Raw genomic sequence first — 19,253 nt, forward strand, 5'->3', positions numbered from 1 at the left:
GTCATTTCCTCAGGCCTCGTGATATAGGAAGTTCCGATGCCAAGACCAGAGGTTATCAGACGTGCCCGCGCCTATTACCGTCGTGATCCCGACCCTCAACGCTGCCGACGCTTTGCCCGAATGTCTTGGGGCTTTGATGGAAGGGGTGCATGCCGGGTTGATCCGGGAATTGATCATCAGCGATGCCTGCTCAACCGATCACACGCCGGATATTGCGGAAGAGGCCGGTGCGATGGTCGTGACCGGCCCGCCATCCCGAGGCGGCCAGTTGCGCCGAGGGTGCGCGCAGGCCAAAGGGGATTGGCTGCTGATTCTTCATGCCGATTCAGTGCTGCAAAAGGGGTGGAGCGAGACCGTCAGCGCCCACCTGCCGTCAGCCAAACCTGCCGCGTTTCAGCTGGCGTTCCGCGCGCGCGGGATCGCGCCGGCCTGGGTGGCTGGCTGGGCCAATCTGCGCAGCAGGATGCTGGGATTGCCCTACGGAGATCAGGGGTTGCTGGTTCCGCGTCACACCTATCAAGCGGCAGGCGGGTTTCCCGACCAGCCGTTGATGGAAGATGTGGCTTTGGTGCGCGCGTTGCCAAAGGTAACTGTTCTGAACACACGCGCCTTTACGAGTGCGGAGCGGTATGAGCGGGCGGGGTGGATTCGGCGCGGAGCTCGGAACCTGTGGACTCTTCTGCGTTACTTTCTTGGGGCTGACCCGCAAGTTTTGGCGCAGACGTATCGTCGCTGAGCGTGGTGCGCAGCTCGACCACGGATTTCCCCAGCCGAAACGGTGCCGCAAAACTGACAAGGCATAGGGCCACGATTTGCAGGACAAGAATATGAGCATTGTCCTGTAGGTATTCCCATTCTTCTTTCAGCTTCCCGACCTGCGCGATCAGGTCATCGTAGCTCTGCGCAAGTATCATATAGTCGCCCGCAATCGCGGGAACCTTGCGACGCATATTGTCAATGGCGGTCTGTGTGCTTTCGTCCAGTGAAGTGAAGACAAGGAACTGGTCGATGTCAAAGGCATCGGCCTTGGCGGCCATGTCACGTATTTCGTCCATTTCGTCCCTGGACTGACCCCCAACCAGGAAGTGAAGCCCCTGTAGGGGGGCCACTTCGTTCGTGACCGCGATGAACAGGGGTAGTTCCGAGTTGCTGGCGGTCGAAGCAGAAAGGAATTCAACCTTTTCGCATAAAACGGCGGTATCCGGATCATAGGCCGGATCACAGAACCGCAGGCGGAACCGGGCCGCGTCCCTGTCAAATGCCAGCGTCGCGGCATAGGCTACGTCGATCTGTCGGTCCAGTCGCGAGCTGTCCGAGGTGTAAAGCCCGGCCAAAACAGCCACCAATGCCCCGATGCCACCCAGCACAACCCATACCAGATCAGCCAGTTTCCACGCCCGGTGCCCGGCCGGTTTGCGAAACAGAAAGGCAGTGCCGATAAAGCCGATGATAAAGAACAGGATCAGCAGGGGCAATTGATTGTCGGTCACAAAACTCATGGGTCCAATCTTAGGACCTGTGCTTCGACCTGCAACAGGGATCACGGGCAGTTGTAACGTCTTACCATATCCCCATACTGGAAACAGCGCAGGGGGGACTTCGATGACCAAAGAAATCGTTCTTATCCACGGAGCATTTGCCGGACCTTGGTGTATGCAGGATTACGCGGACTTCTTTCGGGACCGAGGTTGGACGGTTCACGTTCCTGCCTTGCGGTACCATGACGGTGATCCGAAAGCGGACCCCGACCCGGGTCTGACCGATACTAGTGTCATGGACTACACCAACGACATCGCCGATTTTGTAAAAGGACTGGATCGCAAACCTGTCATTTTGGGGCATGCCATTGCTGGGGTGGTGGCACAGCAAGTGGCGTCTCGTGGTTTGGCCAGTGCCATCGTTTTGATCAATCCCAATGCGCCTTGGGGCACCTTGCCCGAAACCGATGATGAACGCGCTGTACCGCGCACCTTGATGGAAGGCGGCCCATTCTGGAAGCAGCCGATGCGGGTCGGGTTCGATTTGATGGCCCCGTTTGCTCTGAACAAGATGGATGAGGCGCAACAACACGCTGTATTCGAACGATTGGGCGCAGAAAGCGGGCGCGTGATGTTTGAAATGTTCTTTTGGATGTTTGATGACCATCACGCAATCAAGGTTGATTTCGACAAGGTTGACTGCCCGGTTCTGGTGGTCTCGGGTGCCGAAGACAGGGCTGTTAACCCCGATACCTGCCGCGCACTGGCAGCGCGCTATTGGGATCGCGGAACCTTTTTGCTGGTCGAAGACCATGCGCATTTCCTGTTCATGGAGCCGGGTTGGGAAGGGCCGGCCTCGATGATCGAGACTTGGATGACAACCCAGGTGACCTGAAACGGGCTTGACAACAATCCACCCTTTGCAGACATGGCGCCAAGTGAATAGGGCAGTTGACCCTTTTGGCGCGAAACCTCTGCGGGAAAGGTCCGGACATGACCCTGTTCGTTGTCCTTATTATTCTTTCGGCTGCTTTGCTGCACGCGGTGTGGAATGCAATCGTGAAGACAGCGGCTGATCGAACCACGATGCTGGGTTTGGTCGCTCTGGGTCAAGTGCTGCCTGCGGCGGTCATGGTGATGCTGCTGCCGCTGCCAAACCCAGAGAGCTTTATTTACATCCTGCTCTCGACCGTTGTGCATTTCGGTTATTATTTCATGCTGGGTAAAGCCTATCAGCACGGTGATCTGAGTGTGGTCTACCCCATCGCCCGTGGGATTGTCCCGGCGCTGGTTTCGCTTTGGGCAATGGTCCTGGTCGGAGAAGTGCTGCCTTTTCAGGCCTGGACAGGTATCGCCCTGATTGCCGTGGGCATCCAGCTGAGCAGTTGGAAAGCTCTGCGCTCGGGCGTTGGGCGCAATGCACTGATGTTTGCGCTGGGCACCGGGTTCTGCATTTCGATCTATTCGGTCGTTGACGGGATCGGTGTTCGGCTGTCGGGCAACACGCTCAGCTATTGGGTATGGGGGGCGTTTCTGCACCTGTTCATTGCCGGGTTTGTCGGGGTTCGGAAACGTGCGACCTTAAAAGACCTGCCGGCCAAAGTATGGATGATCGGCATTCTTGGCGGGCTGGTATCGATGACAGCTTATGGTCTGGTGCTGTACGCCAAGAATTTCGCACCGTTGGGCGCGGTTTCGGCGCTGCGGGAAACTTCGGTCATCTTTGCCGCACTGATCGGGTTCGTATTCCTCAAGGAAGGGAACTGGGCGCGACGGTTGGGTGCCGCGGTGCTCATGGCCGTGGGTGTCGCCCTGATCGGAATGACGGTCTGATCCGGCGGAAAAGCCTCGGGCGACAGTGATACCTCTGGCTTAGCGACCGACCTGAAACGTGCATTGTGGCTTGCAGTGCATGGTGCCTTTGTCGCTGCTTACGCATCGCAGCAGGCGTTCCTCGCGCGTGTTGATCGTTTCTGTGACGGTGTTGTGGCCAGAGATCACGATGAAGGAATCCGGGGAAAAAGCCAGCCCCTTGTAATAGCAAAACCGTGTTTCCGTTCCGTCCGGGATCGGAGATGCTAGGCTGAGCGTCTTTTGCGCCGGGGCCTGGGTCGCCAGCATAGCAAAGGCCAGCCCATAGGTCAGTGTTTTCAGGTCGTCCTCTCGTCCTGCATATCTGTTGTCGATCAAAAAGGGTTTGGACGCCCGGACCTCAATCATGGTTTTGTGTTTCAGCAAGTTTGAACGAGATCAACGGGTTAGGCAACGAAGATCCTACAAGCTCAGCGACAAGCCCAGAGGGCGATTTTTGTGGTTGGTCACTTCTGTGGTAACATGGCCGCATTGTTTAAGGAGAATTGAGAGATGTTCAGACCCTCTGTTGAAGCGATTATGGATGTCATGTCCCAAAAGGATTACGTAGTTTTCGACACCCCAACTGTCGATTGGAACCTGAACATAGTGGGCATTCGCGCCCACCCGGTTTCACCCAAGAAATTCGATGATGTCATGACGGTGTTTCACCGGTTTCTTGGCGTTTGGGATATAGCGTATTACCCGATGACGGCCGATCCCAGCGATCACTACCTGAAGAACCCGATAAACCCGGATGGGACGGCCATTCTGGCGTCGGGGCAATATCGGTCCTGCTACAAGATCGATATTCATAAACGAGGCCGGCCCGGAGGCCACAAGGCGCTGTGTCAAAGGCTGGGAAACGTTACCGTGTTTCGGGACAACAACAGGGATGGAAACCTGAACCTTGTTAATCCTCAAAGCGGGATGTTCGGCATTAATCTGCACAAGGGGCCAAACAACGGTGACGATGACACGGCGAATACGATCTATTCCGCCGGGTGTCAGGTATTCGCCGATCAGCGTCACTTTGCCGAGTTTCTGCTGAAATGCGAAGCCGGGCGCGACGCGTTTGGCACCAAGTTCACCTATACGCTGCTGGATCAGGCAGATTTCGAATAAGGCGGTGCTTTGCGAAGGTTCTGCAAGCGCCGGGGCAGGACAGGGGCTGGGGGCGTGCCCGGATCTTTAACCGGGCCTTGGCCCTAGGTCTCGACTTCGGCCTGAAGGTCTCGGAAATACCGGATGGTTGCGTGCAATCCTTCTTTCAGTTGCACTTTGGGTTCCCAGCCCAGCAGGGTGCGCGCCAGTGTGATATCGGGCTGGCGCTGTTTCGGGTCATCCTCTGGCAACTCCTTGAAACTGACAGGAGTCTCGGCCCCCACAAGGGCCTGCACTTCGCGGGCAAGTTCGTTCATCGAGAATTCGTTGGGATTGCCCAGATTGACAGGGCCGGTCACGTCCGCGCCGGTCTCCATCAGGCGGATGAACCCTTCGATCAGATCATCCACGTAACAGAAAGACCGGGTCTGCGTACCGTCGCCAAAGATCGTGATCGGATCACCCGTCAGGGCCTGCATGATGAAGTTCGACACGACGCGCCCATCGGCGGGGTGCATTCTGGGCCCGTAGGTGTTGAAGATTCGGGCGACCTTGATCTCCAACCCCATCTGCCGGTGATAGTCGAAGAATAAGGTCTCGGCGCAGCGCTTGCCTTCGTCATAGCAGGATCGCGGACCAACCGGGTTGACGTTGCCCCAATAATCTTCGGTCTGCGGATGGATCGTCGGGTCGCCATAGACCTCGGAGGTCGAGGCCTGAAAGATCTTGCATTTCAGCCGCTTCGCCAGCCCGAGCATGTTGATCGCGCCATGCACGCTGGTCTTGGTCGTCTGCACCGGATCGTGCTGATAATGCACGGGTGAGGCCGGGCAGGCGAGGTTATAGATCTCGTCCACTTCCACAAACAGAGGGAAGGTCACATCGTGGCGCATGAACTCGAACCGCGGGTTGTTGTGCAGATGGTCGATATTGCGCTTGGTGCCGGTGAACAGGTTGTCGACGCACAGAACCTCATGCCCCTGATCCAGAAGCCGGTCGCACAGATGCGAGCCCAGAAATCCGGCCCCACCGGTTACGAGAACACGTTTTCGACTGTCATAAAGGCGGGCCATTGCAAATCCTTAATCGTTAAATCCAAGCCAGCTTGTCACGGGGAAGCCGGGTCTTGGTTTGATTAGTAAACCGAAGGAATTTGAATTGCAGTAGATTTTGGTTTTTTGAGGGCGCGTGTGGGGTTGGTGTGTCTTCCTATCCATCCATTGCTTGAAGTAAAGCATCATGCACGCGCCCGCTCCGCTTCCTTGGTTTGGCGCGTTGAGTGTGAATAGTTTGGAGGGTGTTCATACCTATCTAAAAGCCAATGATGGGATGGGAGCGAGTACCCATCCTGAACTTGCCTTGGCCTGAACGAGATGGCCCGCAAACCTATTAAGCACTGTCCGAATCTAACTACTTAAAGAATAGAATTATGGCTTGAATGGCCGCAGCGATAGCAATCACCCAAGTCAATCGCCTGATTGCAGTATCATGGCCCCGCGCCTCTGCGGCTTTGTGCTGTGCTTCTTCAAAGTGAGACACACTTACAAGAGCCTTTCCGGTCAAACGATAACGGCCCGCAACCTTTTCCAAATCGTTCGAAGAAACTAGCGAATCCAGCACAAATTCTAGCTCTGTTAAATAGTAGTCATGGTCATCAAGACCCCAAAACCGACTAGTGAAGATGTGGTCGCCCAAGTCTATATGAGAAAACTCTTTCGCGAGGGCGTTAACACCACTCCTCTTGGAAATGCCTCGACGCCAGTTGATGGCTTTTCCAAGAATCTCCATACGTTTAGCTGAAAATTGAAAGTCCCTCTTGAACTTTCTTTGTGCTCGAGCCTCTTGAGTTTCATTAAACCAATTTACCAATACGTGTCGTTGAAGAACTTCGCTAACAACAAAAAACACTGGGTTGTTAAAGGAAAACTCGGTTCTCCCATAAACTCTTTGGATACGGTAGGACGCTCGTCCAACCAGCGAATACGGAAGGCAAGCGTCTGCCATTCTGCCATCTGGCCACAGAGCTTCTTCGGTTGGCGAGTAAGCCCCTACCATCCCATTCGCGAGGGATGGTGAAGTTGGCAGGAACCTTTTGTTTTTGTCGCAATCAAGATTAATCCAAAAATAAGTAAAATTGTTGTTTTGCTCAGATGGCGAGTACCTTTCGGGAACTTCTCGACAAGTTGCTAGACGCACTCCCAATCGAAGTGCCAAAAAAGTCAATAAATTCATTAAATTATACGTCTAACTCCTCAACAAACCTCGCGTTTTCCTGAATATATTGGAATCGCAGTTCGGGCTTTTTGCCCATCAGACGCTCGACCAGATCACCGGTTTCGCCGGGCTCGTCCTCGTCAATAGTGACCCGGATCAATTTCCGGGATTTGGGGTCCATCGTGGTCTCTTTCAGGTCCTTGGCGTCCATCTCGCCCAGCCCCTTGAAGCGGGACACGTCGATCTTGCCCTTGCCGCCCAGACCTTTCTCAAGCCATTCATCCCGCTCGGCCTCGTCCAGACAGTAAACCCGTTTGGCACCCTGGGTCAGGCGGTACAAAGGCGGGCAGGCGAGGTACAGGTGGCCCGCGTCAATCATCGGGCGCATCTGGGTGAAGAAGAACGTCATCAGCAAGGACGCGATATGCGCCCCGTCCACATCCGCGTCGGTCATGATGATGACCTTGTCATAGCGCAGATCGTCGAGGTTGAACTTGCTGCCCAGCCCCACGCCCAGCGCCTGCGTCAGGTCGTTGATCTCGGCATTGGTGCCCAGTTTCGAACTGGCCGCGCCCAGCACGTTCAGGATCTTGCCGCGCAAGGGCAGCAGGGCCTGCGTTTTGCGGTCGCGCCCCATTTTGGCCGAGCCGCCGGCCGAGTCGCCCTCGACGATGAATAGTTCGGTGCCTTCGCGTGTTGAACTGGAACAGTCCACCAGCTTGCCGGGAAGACGAAGTTTTTTAGTGGCGGACTTGCGTTGTGTTTCCTTCTCGGCCCGTCGGCGCAGGCGTTCTTCGGCCCGCAGGATCAGGAAGTCGAGGATCGCGCCGGCGGATTTCGTGTCGGCGGCCAGCCAGTTGTCGAAATGGTCGCGCACCGCGTTTTCCACCAGCCGCTGCGCCTCGACCGTGGCAAGGCGGTCTTTGGTCTGGCCGACGAATTCCGGCTCGCGGATGAAGCACGAGACCAGAGCGCACCCCCCGGTCAGCAGGTCGTCGCGGGTAATCTGCGCGGCCTTCTTGTTGTTGATCAACTCGCCATAAGCCTTGATCCCCTTGAGGATCGCGGCCCAGAAACCGGCCACATGGGTGCCGCCTTCGGGGGTGGGAACGGTGTTACAATAGGACTGGATGAACCCGTCACGCGACGGTGTCCAGTTGATCGCCCATTCGACCTTGCCGGGGGTGCCGAATTTCTCGTTGAAATCGACGGTGCCCGCAAAAGGTTGCTCGGCATAGGTGGACGAGCCGTTCATCGTCTCTTTCAGGTAATCCGACAGGCCGCCGGGAAAGTGGAACGAGGCCTCGGTCGGGGTTTCACCGTCGTCGATGGCTGATTTCCAACGGATTTCCACACCCGAGAACAGGTAGGCCTTGGACCGGATCGATTTGAACAGGCGCGCCGGTTTGAACCGGTGGTGGCCAAATATTTCCTCATCCGCGTGGAAGGTTACGGTCGTGCCGCGCCGGTTGGGGGCGGCGCCGACTTTTTCCACAGGGCCCAGCGGAACACCGCGCGAGAACCGTTGTTCGAACAGCGTCTTGTCGCGCGCCACCTGTACGACCATCGAATCCGACAGCGCGTTCACCACCGAAGCGCCCACGCCGTGCAGACCACCCGAGGTCTGATACGCTTTGCCCGAGAACTTGCCGCCCGCGTGCAATGTGCACAGGATCACCTCGAGCGCGGATTTGTCCGGGAACTTGGGGTGCGGATCGATCGGGATGCCGCGCCCGTTGTCGCGTACGGTCAGGGCGTAATCGGCGTGCAGTTCCACCTCGATCCGGTTGGCATAGCCTGCCACGGCCTCGTCCATCGAGTTGTCGAGGATCTCGGCCACCATATGGTGCAAAGCGCGCTCATCCGTGCCGCCGATATACATGCCGGGTCGCTTGCGGACCGGTTCCAAACCTTCGAGCACCTCGATCGAGGAGGCGTCATAAGTTGTGGTCGCTTCTGGCGTCAACAGATCGTCGGGCATGGGTGCTGCTCTTGTTTTTGAGTTTCCCCCATTATGGCAGGTGATGTGGTCCGGGGGAAGAGGGGCGCGAGGTGTTGTGGACGGATAGAAGGCGCGGGGCCGCAGATTGCTTGGACAATTCGTCGAACGTCACGATTGGCGGTTTTGCTTGAAACCACCGCCCCTGGCCGTGGCGCGGGAAGGTCCCGTACTGCTGTTATCGATAGTTGGTCAGGGCCTGTATTCCAGGCCGCAAAATTCACGATAAACCCGTCCGATAAAACCAGCGACGCGACAAATAACGTTACGCGATCGGGTTGAAGTCAGCCTTGCTGCGTCTCCGGCTCATTGACGGAATCGCTTTAAAAATATATCGTGAACGCAGACTCCCAAAGTATCTATCTATCAGTTCCAAGCGTTCAAGAGTTACGTTTATTTCGTAATTGGAAGGCTGCTATGGCTACGTTTCAGGACGTTCAAGCAGCAGTGCATGATATTGCTGCCCGTTTGAATGTCACCCCAGAGCTTGCTCGTGCTGCGCTGATTAACCCCGTGTTGGCGCTTGAGGAGCTTGGGTTCGAATTGGACCTGTCTGGCCGACTTGAGCTGGAGGACAGAGCGCGGTTTTCCAAGAAACAGATCGTTGAACGCAAAAGTTTGCGAAAAAAGATTTTCGCCGCGTCCGGGCATGAATTTGACCCCGGGCAGGAACACGATCTGGCTGTGGTCCTTTTCGACGAGTTGAAGCTGGTCGATGATACTTCGAAACGCCCTGACCTGTCTCCCTTGTCCTTGCCGATGCGAAAAGTGCGCTATTCCACCTCCAAAGTGAAGGTGGCCAAGGTCAAGGCATCTGAAATCGCGCGCCGGTTTCCTGGGAAAGCCAAAGGCAAATCCGTCGCCGGGCTCGATCCGAGTTTGATTGAGCCCGTGAAGATTTCCGACCCGCTGGAAGCGCTGGGCAAGGCGCACAAAATCATCTCTCCGTTACTTGCCTACCGGCAACTTGATGCATCGACACCGCGTTTTGCGACTGAGGCGCTGTATCGTGCCGTGCGAACCGGGAAACGTAGGCTGGTCAATATCACGCCCCGCGCCGTTGTCACCGGCACTGCTTGAAGACACCCGGGCGCGATTTCCTCGCGCCGTCACACCGAGGACGTCAGGATGGCAAATACAAGAGGATACCAAGTTGTCGTCGAAGCCTCAGAAGAGGTCCTGCGAAAGGTCATTCGGGGGGCGTGGAAGTCCGCGGAATGCGACGATGATCCCGGCGATGAAGGCCGCATTCCCGAATTCATGGATGTTCCCGCAGGTGAAACCTTTGGCGGTTTTGTTGTAGCTGACGGGTCTGTTCAGATTCCCGAAGACCAGTTGGACGCCAGCTTGCGTCCGGACATCACCGGTGCCGAAATTCGACTTGGTGTCCTGATCCAGATCGAAATCGAAAACCCCCCGGTTCCATCGGCGCAAATGCTGACGATGACGGCCGATCTTGCTGCGGCTGCGCCGATCGGTCTAATTCCCGGGCGTCAGGATGTGGGATGGCTGTTGGATGGCCTGCCTCGCAACCAGGTGTCCGCCACGCTGACCAGCGGCGATCCGATTGCGTCCAATATCGAGTTGTTCGCAAGTGAATTCGTGGACAAAGCCTATGAGAACGGTGGCCCCGGCGGACCGATCGATCCGGCCTTTCCCTCCATCCCCCATGTCATCGATGAGACCGAGCTGCAATTTGCCTTGGGAGCGTTGACGACGGATGTCCATGCGGAAATCTTCAACGACGCCTCGGACGCGGCGCACGATATTGAAACCATCGTGTCAGGCGGTGACATAACAATTTCGTTGCCGGTCTATCTGCGCATGTTCAACATTGTCGTTGGGCCGACGGTACAGCTTTTTTTCAATCCGCAGGACCCCATGGGGATCGAAACGCGGATCAACATCACGGCACCTTTCAATCGGGTCGGTTCGGAATTCCGCACGGATTTAAACGCGGCCATCGTTACCGTGGACGCGATCAACCCCGCCGGTCCGGAATATGGGCCAGAGGGTGACAATTACATCGACAACCGTGATCAACTGGCGGCGATCCCGTTGGTCGCGATTGACCTCGACGCCCAGATATCCAGCGAACTGGTGTCGCGGGGGCAGGAATTGGCCAGTGGGCTGGGCGAGATTTCAATTGCGGCCCCGACAGTAGCCGAGATCGAAGAATTCATCGGCGACTTTTTTCATCAGGATCTTGAGGCCCGCGATTTCGTTTACATCTGGGGGCCAGAGGCAACGGACGAAGAGTTTGAAGTCGACAGTATCACCGTCGGCGTGACAAACGAGTTTCTGGCGATCGCCTTGAACGATGATGGCGGTGGTGACGTAGGCGGGCTTGCCAATTTCATCCCTGCTGACAGGGATTTTGCAATTGCCATCAGCGCGGCCCAGGTTGAAGCATCGATTGAAACGGCGCGCATCGAAGCCGAATTGTCGGATGATGACCTTCCGAAGACCTTTACACCTGACGGGCGCGAAGTCCGGCTGACCGATCTGGACGTGAGCCTCAGGGCCGGGGCGATCAGAATATCGGGCAAGGTGACGGTCGTAGACGCGATCCTGGGCAGTATTGATGTGGATGCCGACTTTTTCAATGATGTCGGATTGCGCTGGCAGCCGAACGGTTCGCTGGGCCCAACCGGTGGGCAGCAAATGGATCACTTTGAAATCGACAGCGATGTCGATCCCGAAGAATCCGTGCTGCTTTGGGTGCTGACGGCAATCGCCGCGATATTGTCATTCGGCGCTTTCGGAATTCTGGGCGCATTGGTCGTTGTGATCGTGGCCCTTGTCGTCCGGGGAATTGCCGAAAGCATGGGCAGTGAAATCCTGTCAGATGAAGTTACCAATACGGTCACGGGTATCACCGGCTGGCCGGAGAACCTTGCCAGGATCGGGCGGGTCGAAGCGGTATTTTCGGACCCGATCGTGATTGATACCGACGGTCTTGAAATTGCCGGAGATTTCACTGTCATAAGCAGTTGCGAAGCCACGGATGTCGTCCCGGCGGATTCGGGTGGTGCACGGTCGGGTGCGGCCGCATCGGCCATGTCGCTTGCGGCTGCGAATGAACATCCTGACGCAGGGTACGAGTGGTTGCCGGGTGACGGAACACCGGCCGCGGTCTTGCCCTCGATTCAGCATGTCTATGCTGCAAGCGGTGTCTACACCGCAAAACATGCGCTGACGATCAACCAGCCGGGCGGCGCGCGCAGTCGCAGTTTCTCGCTTGTTACCGTCGAAAATGTGCCGCCGACAGTGGATGCCGGCCCTGATCTGACGGTGCAGGAGGGCGAAGAGGTCACTCTGGTCGCACGGTTCCGAGATGTCGAATACCCCGACACCCACGAGTCCATGTGGTATTTCGGTGATCACCACGCGCCCAAACCCGGCGTTATTTCTGAAACCAATGCTCCTCCTGCGGCGACAGGCACGTCGACCGTGACCCATGCCTGGTGCGACAATGGCGAATACACCGTCACGGTGCGTATTCGCGACGTCAACGGGGGCGAGGCCATCGACACCTTGCGTGTCACCGTGACCAATGTTCCGCCCGAAGTCGAAGCTGGCCCGGACCTTTATGCATATGTCTGCACACCGATCACGCTTGTCGCCGATTTCGGGGATCCCGGCTGGTGCGACACGCATACGGCCAAGTGGGATTTCGGCGATTGCAGTGAACCCCGCACGGCCCTGATCGAGGAAACGAATGAACCACCGGCAGCCGAAGGCACGGCGACCGCCTCACATATCTATGAAAACTGTGGTGACTTCCGGGCCATCTGTACCGTCATGGATGACGATGGCGCCTTTGGTCAGGATGACCTGACCGTCCGGGTCGTGCATTTGCTGAACCCTGGTTTCGAAGATGGTTTCCGTTCGCTTCCAGCGGGCAATGTCGGTCGCTTCTGGACACCCTATGCATGGCTGACCGACTTGGCAGCCTTTCATGCCGGAAAGGGAAATCCCGTTCCGCAATTGGCCCCGATCCCCGCCGATGCCTTTGACTGCGAAGGTTGCATCGTCCGGACCGGGGACAGGTCCCAAAGGGTCATCGCGCAGCGCGGCCTTCGTGTCGGCCTGTGGCAATCGCTGGGTTCGAATCCGGGGTGGGATTATGAGTTCTCGTGTTGGTTCGCGAAGGAGGCCGGCGACGCAAGCGGCTATGCTCTAGGGTTGGATCCGCGCGGTGGTGATGATCCGCGGGCGCCCTGGGTGGAATGGTGGACCGGCAATCTAGACGGTGCCTGGCGGCAATTGCGGGGCCGCGTGACGGCGGAAGCCGAGGCCGTGACGGTGTTTCTGGAGTTCAGCGGAGATGATCCGCGCAACGATGCGCTTGGCTATATTGATGATTGCGCTTTCATCGCGATTCAGCCGCATTGTCCGGAGCAGCCGAAGCCCGATCCGGAAATTCCACCGCGTGAACGTTGCATTGATTTTCGCGGCCAGAAACTGCCTTCCCGCCATCCGGTATTGAACGTCGGCGGTGTGCGGTTCCTGCCGACCAAGGGCAGCCTTCTTCAGATCATTGGCGGGTTCCAGCCGCAAGGCACACCCAAACTGTTGCTTTCCATTGCCGGTGTCTTTGCCCATCTGCCGGTCGTTGCTGATTGGGCCCGCCTCAAGCTGAGCTTTGCTGGCGGAAAGCCCATAACGATCATCGCACTTGATGCGGCGGGCAATGTCCTGACGACCCAGACAGGAACGCAGCAGCAGGGGGTACAGATTATCGAAGTTCAGGCGAGCGGTATGGTGACCCTCGCCATGCGCGCGCAGGAAGCGGCGTTGATCGAACTGTGTTTCCGGCCGGAACACCCGCGCAGTACGCCCTCGGCAGAACCTGAACCGGGGCCCGGCATTGTCGTGAATCCGCGCTTCGACCGTGCCGTCGCACCGGCCATGTTCAGTGCAGGGACGACCACGGAGGACAGAACCTTGACCGAAACCAACAGCCCTCATCCGTTCGGCCTGTCCGAGGCGGCTTGGGGCAAGCTGGACACTCAGCTGCGATCGGAATTGGCGAAGGCTGCAACAGACGGCGATGATGGGAACTCGGTGCAGGTCATATTGCGCTTGGCGCCAGACACCGAAGGCAATGCGCCCTCTTTCCGGCGCGCCGAAACGAAGGCCCGCGAAGATTATTTCCGCCGACGCACACGGCCCCTGGTCGGCACCCTGGAAAGCCTGGGCGGTGTCGGGATTACCGAACTGTGGCTGATCGACAGTGTTGCCGTCGAACTTTCGCCCGGGGCCATCGCGACAATGGCCAACGATCCTTCCGTGGTGATGATTACCCATTCCACCAAACGTCAGGCCATTCCTGAAAACCCCATAAGACCATGATCTAAAGGAGCACGAAATGTCCGAGTTAAGCCGGGAACACGTTGATCGCTTCGAAAGAGCGGAACGTCGTGAAATCGAGAAGCTTCGTGCCGAGTTTGGCAGCGAGTCCATCTTGAAGATGGACAGCATTATCTTGCGCGACCTCTTGGCCAACCGAAAAGAGGCGCGCCTGAACGCCCTGCTTGGCCAAACCGAAACCGCCCAGCTTCCCCGGCATCGCGTGCTGGTCTCGCTGCGCAGCGGCAGGGCATCGCCGGATCGCCCGCCCCGTGCGTTCGACCGGCGCCAGCGCCGCCGTTCGATCATGCAACACCGACGCCATGGTGAAGACGTGGTGGGCAAAATCGCCCGAAGCTTTGAAGAGCGGGGGATTGAGGTCGAACGGTCGTTTTGGCTGACTCACAGTCTGGTTGTCCTTGCCGATGATCAGCGCCTTACGGATATCGCGGGGCGCGCCGATGTCATGAAGATAGTTCATTGCAAAAACCAGATCCTGATCGACCTGGATAACAGTCGTCCGCTGATCAATGCCGATGTCGTGGAAGCCAGCGGGATCAACGGTGCCGAAGTGGATGTTGCCGTTCTGGATACGGGCGTGGACCAGACACATCCCGAACTTGCCGGAAATTTCGGCACCCAACAGGATTTTACCGGCGAGGGGTTGGGCGACCTGAACGGGCACGGTACTCATTGTGCGGGTGTTGTCGCCAGCAATGGCGCGACGTTCCGTGGTGTCGCCACGGGGGCGGTTATCCACGACTACAAGCTGCTGGATCAGTTTGGCAGTGGGAACGCTCCAAACTGCGTTGCGGCAATCCAACAGGCCGTCGCGGACGGGATGGATGTTCTTTCCAATTCCTGGGGCTTTTCGCACAGAAACGGCAATTGGGTCGATCCGGACGGAACATGCGTTTTGTGTGTCGCCGCTGATGCGGCTTCGACCGCCGGGGTGACCTTTGTGGTGGCCGCGGGCAACGAGGGCAATGACAGTTGCGGCACCTATGACACGCGCATTCGCTGTCCGGGTATTGCGCAGAGCGTGATCACCGTCGGCGCAAGCGATGACAGCGACAACATGGCCGGTTTCTCCAGTCCCGGACCAACGCCGGATGGACGCGACAAACCGGATGTCACCGCCCCCGGCGTGGATATCGTGGCATCGCGATCGGCGACCGGCAATGACATGAATGGCGGCGCGACGGTGATAGATCCGCTTCATCTCGAGGCCAGCGGCACCTCGATGGCCTGCCCCCATGTCGCCGGGGTCGCGGCGCTGATGTTGCAGCGAAACCCGACACTGCTGCCGGCTGACATCAAGGCAGTTCTCATGGCCACCGCCGTCGATATCGGCGCACCGACCACGCAGCAGGGCGCCGGGCGTGTGGATGCTCGGGCGGCGGTCGGCTCGGTCTGATTTGGAAATTCTGGAACGGAGGATACGAACGTGGCAGACTATGAACAGCGGATGCAGCCGGAAGAGGGTGCAAAGGCAGTCGAAAAACTGGCCGAAGATGCTTTGGCGGGTTTCAAGGCGGACGCCAAGAAGGAATATGCTGAACTGGTCAAGCAGTACGAGGGCGCCAGTGCAACGGTTGGTGTTTTTGGTATGGGGTCGGTCGAAGTTTCGGTGATGAGCGGTGAAGTTCACATCAACCCGAGCCAAAAGCGCAAAGGGAAAGGCCGGGGCGTCGGCGCGATCTCACCGGAAGCTCTCGTGGCCATTTCCGAAGGCAGGATGACCGTAATGGACGCTTTCCACCGTGGTGAGATTGTTGTTCGCGCCGAGTCCGCAGCACTGCACGAGGGCTACGACAGTTTCATCAGGAACTCTGAAGCGGCGCTCAGGTCGAAGCGTTTGCAGAAGACGCTGGCGCAGTTCCGCAAGATTGCGGATGTCTGACTGGTTGCAGGACGAACAGGTCCGGGCCACGATACCCCAGGTTGAAGCATCCATGTTGGATGCTGTCGCCTCGGACCAGCCGGGTTTTGAAGAGATAGCCCACTGGCTTATCGGCGCTGGCGGGAAACGGTTGCGGCCAATTCTTCTGCTGCTTACCGCGCGAAGCCTCGCCGACACAGAAGGCCGCAAGCGCGCAATTCAGGCGGCGGCGGCTGTCGAAATGATCCATGTGGCGTCGCTCTATCATGACGACGTCATGGACCGGGCCGAACTTCGGCGTGGAGCGGAAAGCGTGAACCGTCGCTGGTCTTCGCCCATCGCCAGCTTCGCCGGAACATTCATTCTGGCCCGTGCACTAAACCTGTTGGATTCCATCAGCCCCAAAGCCTCTGAGCTGGCTGGCAAACACTGTTCCGCGCTGTGTCTGGGGCAGTTGCGCGAAGCAGAAAACGCCTACAACGCCGATTGGACCATTGAAGAGCATCTTGAAATGCTCGAGGGCAAGACGGCCGAGCTGTTTGTTCTCGCCGCATCGCTGGGGGCGATGTTGGCAGACGTAAGTGATCAGGAACGAGACGCACTGATCACCTATTCAAAGTGCCTCGGCCTTGCATTTCAGCTGCGCGACGATGTTCTGGACTACATTGCAAGCAGCACCGAGCTTGGAAAGGGGTCCGCCTCTGATCTGCGCGAAGGGGCCTATACGATGCCGGTGCTCCTGTGCCTGGGTCAGAACGGTCAGGCCGCCGATGAATTGCGGGCCAGGTTGAGGCTGGCTGAAATGCAGGATGCAGACGTTTCGCGTGCTGTGGAAATCATTCGCAATTCGGATGCGGTTGAAGCCACGGAACAGCTGGCGCGGGACAAATCCGAGGCAGCCGTCACGGTCATCTCGGGGCTTGACGATCATGTGCTGCGCGCCTCGCTGGCAAACCTCGCCCGGCTTTCGGTCGAAAGGAGGGCCTGACATGGACGGTTACGGCCCTCTTGCCGAGGATCTGCCGCTTGCGACACCTGCGGAGGCCGCGGCCGAGACATGGGACGCCGTCATTGTCGGTGCGGGGCCCGGCGGCAGCGCTGCCGCCATTGAGCTGACGCGGAGAGGTCGAAAGGTCATTCTGATCGACCGTGAGGATTTCCCTCGGGACAAAAGCTGTGGAGACGGAATCACCCGGTCCGGTATCTCTCAGCTGAAACGCCTCGGCATCCTGTCCGCGCTTACAGATCAACAGGAGGTCGAAGGTGTGCGTGTCCATATGCGCAACAAGGGCCACCGGGATTTTCGATACGAGGGCGAAGACGACTATGGGCTGGTTGTACCCCGTTTGATACTGGATGACTGTCTTTTGCGTCAGGCCCGCGCGGAAGGAGCGGCTTTCTTGCCGAAATGTCGTGCCGACGATCTGGTAACGGATGAAAGCGGGACTGTCACAGGTGTCACCGCTCGGATGCAGGATGGCACGACAGTGGTTCTGACCGGGTACATGGTCATCGCCGCAGACGGGGCCGCGTCTCGATTGGCGAAAGCAGCGGGATTGCGGGAAACACCGGAACAAGGCTATGGCACCGCGCTTCGCGGTTATGTCGATGGCTGCGGAGACACTCCGCCACTGCTGGAAATAATGCTGCCGTTGACTGATGTTACGGACCGGTACTTGTTGCCGTCCTATGGCTGGGCATTCCCAACGGGGAAGGGAACTGCAAATGTCGGTGTCGGGCTGTTCTGCAGGGCGTTTGACACCAATGTCAGGACATTGTTTGACCAATTTCTGGACGTGCTCCGAAAGGATTATCCGGAATATTCGGGCATTCAGTTGTCCGGTACGACCTTGGGTGCACCGCTGAGGTTCGATTTCGCACCGGAACGCGCCGCCCATTCAGGTCTGTTGCTGGTAGGGGACGCCGCCGGTCTTATCAGCCCGTTTACAGGCGAAGGAATTAGCTTTGCGCTGGAATCCGGTGCGCTTGCGGCGCAAACCACTGATCGATGTCTCCGCACAGGGGCAGGCCCTTGGGTGGCGGCAGACGACTATGCGCTTTTGTTGGGGGATCGCTTTGCCGGGTACTTCACGCTCGGGAACCGCGCAAGCCGCAGATACGAGTTCATCTGGCGCGTGTTGGACGATACGTTCGAAAGCGAAAAGCCGGTCCACAACATGCTGCGCCGCGCCGTTTTGGTGCCTGAAGGCACTGGCGGTGATGTGGAAAGCGCCATGTTGGATGACGTATCGCCCCTTGTGCGAGTGCCCGAGATGCCGCTTGGGGACGACCTGCGCGACGTGGGCGCACGCCTCAATCACATCGTGCGCACCGATTGGCCGTTTCTGACGCGCATGTCCTTCGCGGGCAAGCGGGTTGACATGGTTGCGTTTCGACCTTCGCTGTTGCTTTTGCTGACGTCCTATCTGGGTGATGTTGAGGCAAAAAGGCGTCGTGCCGCGGCCACGGCGCTGGAACTTGCGTATCTGGGGTTTCTTGCCCAAAGCGGTATTCGAGGGGTCGAGGCCGCGGCCGCAACATCCGACGCCAAGGCCAACTGGGGCGACAAGCTTGGGATACTCACAGGTGATTATCTTCTGGCGAAGGCGCATGAAGTCGGCGCACAGGACTGCCCGGATCTGGTGCCACCAATCCTGAGTACCATGGCCTCGGCCTGTGAAGGCCGGGTGTCCGAGCTTCGGACCGCATGGCAACCGGATCTGGCGGTCGAAAAGCGCATCGCGCAGATGCGGCAATGCATGGCTGCATTCTTCCGACTGCCTTGTGAACTCGGTGCGATGCTTGCCGAACAAAACGATCTGTCAGACGCCCTTCGCGACTATGGCGAGAATCTTGGCCTGGCTTACCTGCTGACCGAGGATGAACTGGCCCTGGACCGCCCCCCGGGCAGCACCCCATTTGCGTCAGACCTCTCGAGCGGCCTGTTCAGCGTGCCTGTTCTCGAGGCAGCCCAGCGGCAAACCGGGGGCGAGGCAGCCCGTGCTTTCCTTAGTCACCGCGACCCTGCGCGGTTTTTGGCAGAGCTTTCTCCGGCCGCGCGCCATATCAAGAGGCAGAAATTGCCTGAAGAATACCGCGATCAGGCAATAGCAGCGCTAAGCCCCGTGCTACGGGGCGGCGTGGCAAAATCGCTTTCGGCGCTTGCAGGTTACGCGGTAAGTCGACACGTCCCAAAACGCCGCGTGCTGTAATAGTGCGAACCAGGTTCAGTGGTGTCCCGCTGTAGGTCAAAAGCGCAACCGTTCGCATTACCTTGCCCCATGCGCCGGGTGCTTCATTCGGGGGCAGGTGGGGTATGTGTGGACAGCCCATGTTTCGGGCGGACGGTTCAGGTTCCAACCCGCTGCCG

15 protein-coding genes and 1 pseudogene are annotated in these 19,253 nt (G+C 58.0%); 10 read left to right on the forward strand and 6 right to left on the reverse strand.

Features of this window, described 5'->3' with window-relative positions; all coding sequences use genetic code 11:
• Positions 1-61: 61 nt before the first annotated feature.
• Complete coding sequence (locus tag ACR0FB_RS08215) at positions 62-736, forward strand: TIGR04283 family arsenosugar biosynthesis glycosyltransferase (protein WP_480619008.1); 675 nt, start codon at positions 62-64, stop codon at positions 734-736.
• Between the two features lie 7 nt (positions 737-743).
• Here the strand turns inward: ACR0FB_RS08215 and ACR0FB_RS08220 are convergent.
• Positions 744-1,499 (reverse strand): annotated as a pseudogene (locus tag ACR0FB_RS08220) (hypothetical protein); the annotation flags it as partial.
• Between the two features lie 103 nt (positions 1,500-1,602).
• Between ACR0FB_RS08220 and ACR0FB_RS08225 the strand changes: the two are divergent.
• Positions 1,603-2,373: an alpha/beta hydrolase gene (locus tag ACR0FB_RS08225; protein WP_480619010.1), complete on the forward strand. Its 771-nt coding sequence runs from the start codon at positions 1,603-1,605 to the stop codon at positions 2,371-2,373.
• Between the two features lie 98 nt (positions 2,374-2,471).
• A complete protein-coding gene (locus ACR0FB_RS08230; protein WP_480619012.1) occupies positions 2,472-3,311 on the forward strand; it encodes an EamA family transporter in 840 nt (279 codons plus the stop codon).
• Positions 3,312-3,350: 39 nt separating this feature from the next.
• On the opposite strand, the gene ACR0FB_RS08235 is transcribed toward ACR0FB_RS08230, so the two are convergent.
• On the reverse strand, positions 3,351-3,698 hold the full coding sequence (locus tag ACR0FB_RS08235) for a hypothetical protein (RefSeq protein ID WP_480619014.1): 348 nt from the start codon (positions 3,696-3,698) through the stop codon (positions 3,351-3,353).
• 144 nt (positions 3,699-3,842) lie between these two features.
• On the opposite strand from ACR0FB_RS08235, the gene ACR0FB_RS08240 reads away from it, so the two are divergent.
• The gene (locus tag ACR0FB_RS08240; RefSeq protein WP_480619016.1) at positions 3,843-4,454 is read left to right on the forward strand and encodes a hypothetical protein; all 612 of its coding nucleotides are present in this window, start codon (positions 3,843-3,845) and stop codon (positions 4,452-4,454) included.
• An 83-nt stretch (positions 4,455-4,537) separates the two neighbouring features.
• On the opposite strand, the gene ACR0FB_RS08245 is transcribed toward ACR0FB_RS08240, so the two are convergent.
• The 3 genes from ACR0FB_RS08245 to parE all read right to left on the reverse strand — a co-directional run bounded on the left by ACR0FB_RS08245 (position 4,538) and on the right by parE (position 8,628).
• Positions 4,538-5,506: a UDP-glucuronic acid decarboxylase family protein gene (locus tag ACR0FB_RS08245; RefSeq protein WP_171170429.1), complete on the reverse strand. Its 969-nt coding sequence runs from the start codon at positions 5,504-5,506 to the stop codon at positions 4,538-4,540.
• A 337-nt stretch (positions 5,507-5,843) separates the two neighbouring features.
• On the reverse strand, positions 5,844-6,665 hold the full coding sequence (locus ACR0FB_RS08250) for a hypothetical protein (RefSeq protein WP_480489785.1): 822 nt from the start codon (positions 6,663-6,665) through the stop codon (positions 5,844-5,846).
• A gap of 4 nt (positions 6,666-6,669) precedes the next feature.
• Positions 6,670-8,628 (reverse strand): DNA topoisomerase IV subunit B, encoded by a 1,959-nt coding sequence (parE, locus tag ACR0FB_RS08255; protein WP_480619018.1) that lies wholly within the window; start codon positions 8,626-8,628, stop codon positions 6,670-6,672.
• 354 nt (positions 8,629-8,982) lie between these two features.
• Here parE and ACR0FB_RS08260 point away from each other — a divergent pair, with 354 nt between their 5' ends.
• Both ACR0FB_RS08260 and ACR0FB_RS08265 read left to right on the forward strand, forming a co-directional pair.
• Positions 8,983-9,726 (forward strand): hypothetical protein, encoded by a 744-nt coding sequence (locus tag ACR0FB_RS08260; protein WP_480619020.1) that lies wholly within the window; start codon positions 8,983-8,985, stop codon positions 9,724-9,726.
• A 48-nt stretch (positions 9,727-9,774) separates the two neighbouring features.
• Positions 9,775-14,004 (forward strand): PKD domain-containing protein, encoded by a 4,230-nt coding sequence (locus ACR0FB_RS08265; protein ID WP_480619022.1) that lies wholly within the window; start codon positions 9,775-9,777, stop codon positions 14,002-14,004.
• Positions 14,005-14,029: 25 nt separating this feature from the next.
• Here ACR0FB_RS08265 and ACR0FB_RS08270 read toward each other — a convergent pair whose 3' ends face one another.
• On the reverse strand, positions 14,030-14,482 hold the full coding sequence (locus tag ACR0FB_RS08270; protein ID WP_171723565.1) for a hypothetical protein: 453 nt from the start codon (positions 14,480-14,482) through the stop codon (positions 14,030-14,032).
• On the opposite strand from ACR0FB_RS08270, the gene ACR0FB_RS08275 reads away from it, so the two are divergent.
• From ACR0FB_RS08275 to ACR0FB_RS08290, 4 genes are read left to right on the forward strand one after another with little or no spacing between them, the layout of a single operon-like run.
• The gene (locus ACR0FB_RS08275) at positions 14,468-15,418 is read left to right on the forward strand and encodes a S8 family serine peptidase (RefSeq protein ID WP_171723564.1); all 951 of its coding nucleotides are present in this window, start codon (positions 14,468-14,470) and stop codon (positions 15,416-15,418) included. The two genes, ACR0FB_RS08270 and ACR0FB_RS08275, sit on opposite strands and share 15 nt — an antisense overlap.
• 30 nt (positions 15,419-15,448) lie before the next feature.
• Positions 15,449-15,904 (forward strand): hypothetical protein, encoded by a 456-nt coding sequence (locus ACR0FB_RS08280; RefSeq protein ID WP_171633556.1) that lies wholly within the window; start codon positions 15,449-15,451, stop codon positions 15,902-15,904.
• Positions 15,897-16,871, forward strand: coding sequence for a polyprenyl synthetase family protein (locus tag ACR0FB_RS08285; RefSeq protein ID WP_480619024.1), 975 nt, complete (start codon positions 15,897-15,899; stop codon positions 16,869-16,871). The genes ACR0FB_RS08280 and ACR0FB_RS08285 overlap by 8 nt, the downstream gene beginning before the upstream one ends.
• 1 nt (position 16,872) lies before the next feature.
• Complete coding sequence (locus ACR0FB_RS08290; protein ID WP_480619026.1) at positions 16,873-19,095, forward strand: geranylgeranyl reductase family protein; 2,223 nt, start codon at positions 16,873-16,875, stop codon at positions 19,093-19,095.
• Positions 19,096-19,253: the final 158 nt, after the last annotated feature.

Source organism: Ruegeria sp. P10 (assembly GCF_056534925.1).

Excerpts from the sequence above, each read along its gene's own strand:
- ACR0FB_RS08225 (WP_480619010.1), top strand. The coding sequence starts at position 1,603 with ATGACCAAAGAAATCGTTCTTATCCACGGAGCATTTGCCGGACCTTGG.
- ACR0FB_RS08230 (WP_480619012.1), top strand. The coding sequence starts at position 2,472 with ATGACCCTGTTCGTTGTCCTTATTATTCTTTCGGCTGCTTTGCTGCAC.
- ACR0FB_RS08235 (WP_480619014.1), bottom strand. The coding sequence starts at position 3,698 with ATGATTGAGGTCCGGGCGTCCAAACCCTTTTTGATCGACAACAGATAT.
- ACR0FB_RS08240 (WP_480619016.1), top strand. The coding sequence starts at position 3,843 with ATGTTCAGACCCTCTGTTGAAGCGATTATGGATGTCATGTCCCAAAAG.
- ACR0FB_RS08245 (WP_171170429.1), bottom strand. The coding sequence starts at position 5,506 with ATGGCCCGCCTTTATGACAGTCGAAAACGTGTTCTCGTAACCGGTGGG.
- ACR0FB_RS08250 (WP_480489785.1), bottom strand. The coding sequence starts at position 6,665 with ATGAATTTATTGACTTTTTTGGCACTTCGATTGGGAGTGCGTCTAGCA.
- parE (WP_480619018.1), bottom strand. The coding sequence starts at position 8,628 with ATGCCCGACGATCTGTTGACGCCAGAAGCGACCACAACTTATGACGCC.
- ACR0FB_RS08265 (WP_480619022.1), top strand. The coding sequence starts at position 9,775 with ATGGCAAATACAAGAGGATACCAAGTTGTCGTCGAAGCCTCAGAAGAG.
- ACR0FB_RS08275 (WP_171723564.1), top strand. The coding sequence starts at position 14,468 with ATGAAGATAGTTCATTGCAAAAACCAGATCCTGATCGACCTGGATAAC.
- ACR0FB_RS08270 (WP_171723565.1), bottom strand. The coding sequence starts at position 14,482 with ATGAACTATCTTCATGACATCGGCGCGCCCCGCGATATCCGTAAGGCG.
- ACR0FB_RS08285 (WP_480619024.1), top strand. The coding sequence starts at position 15,897 with ATGTCTGACTGGTTGCAGGACGAACAGGTCCGGGCCACGATACCCCAG.
- ACR0FB_RS08290 (WP_480619026.1), top strand. The coding sequence starts at position 16,873 with ATGGACGGTTACGGCCCTCTTGCCGAGGATCTGCCGCTTGCGACACCT.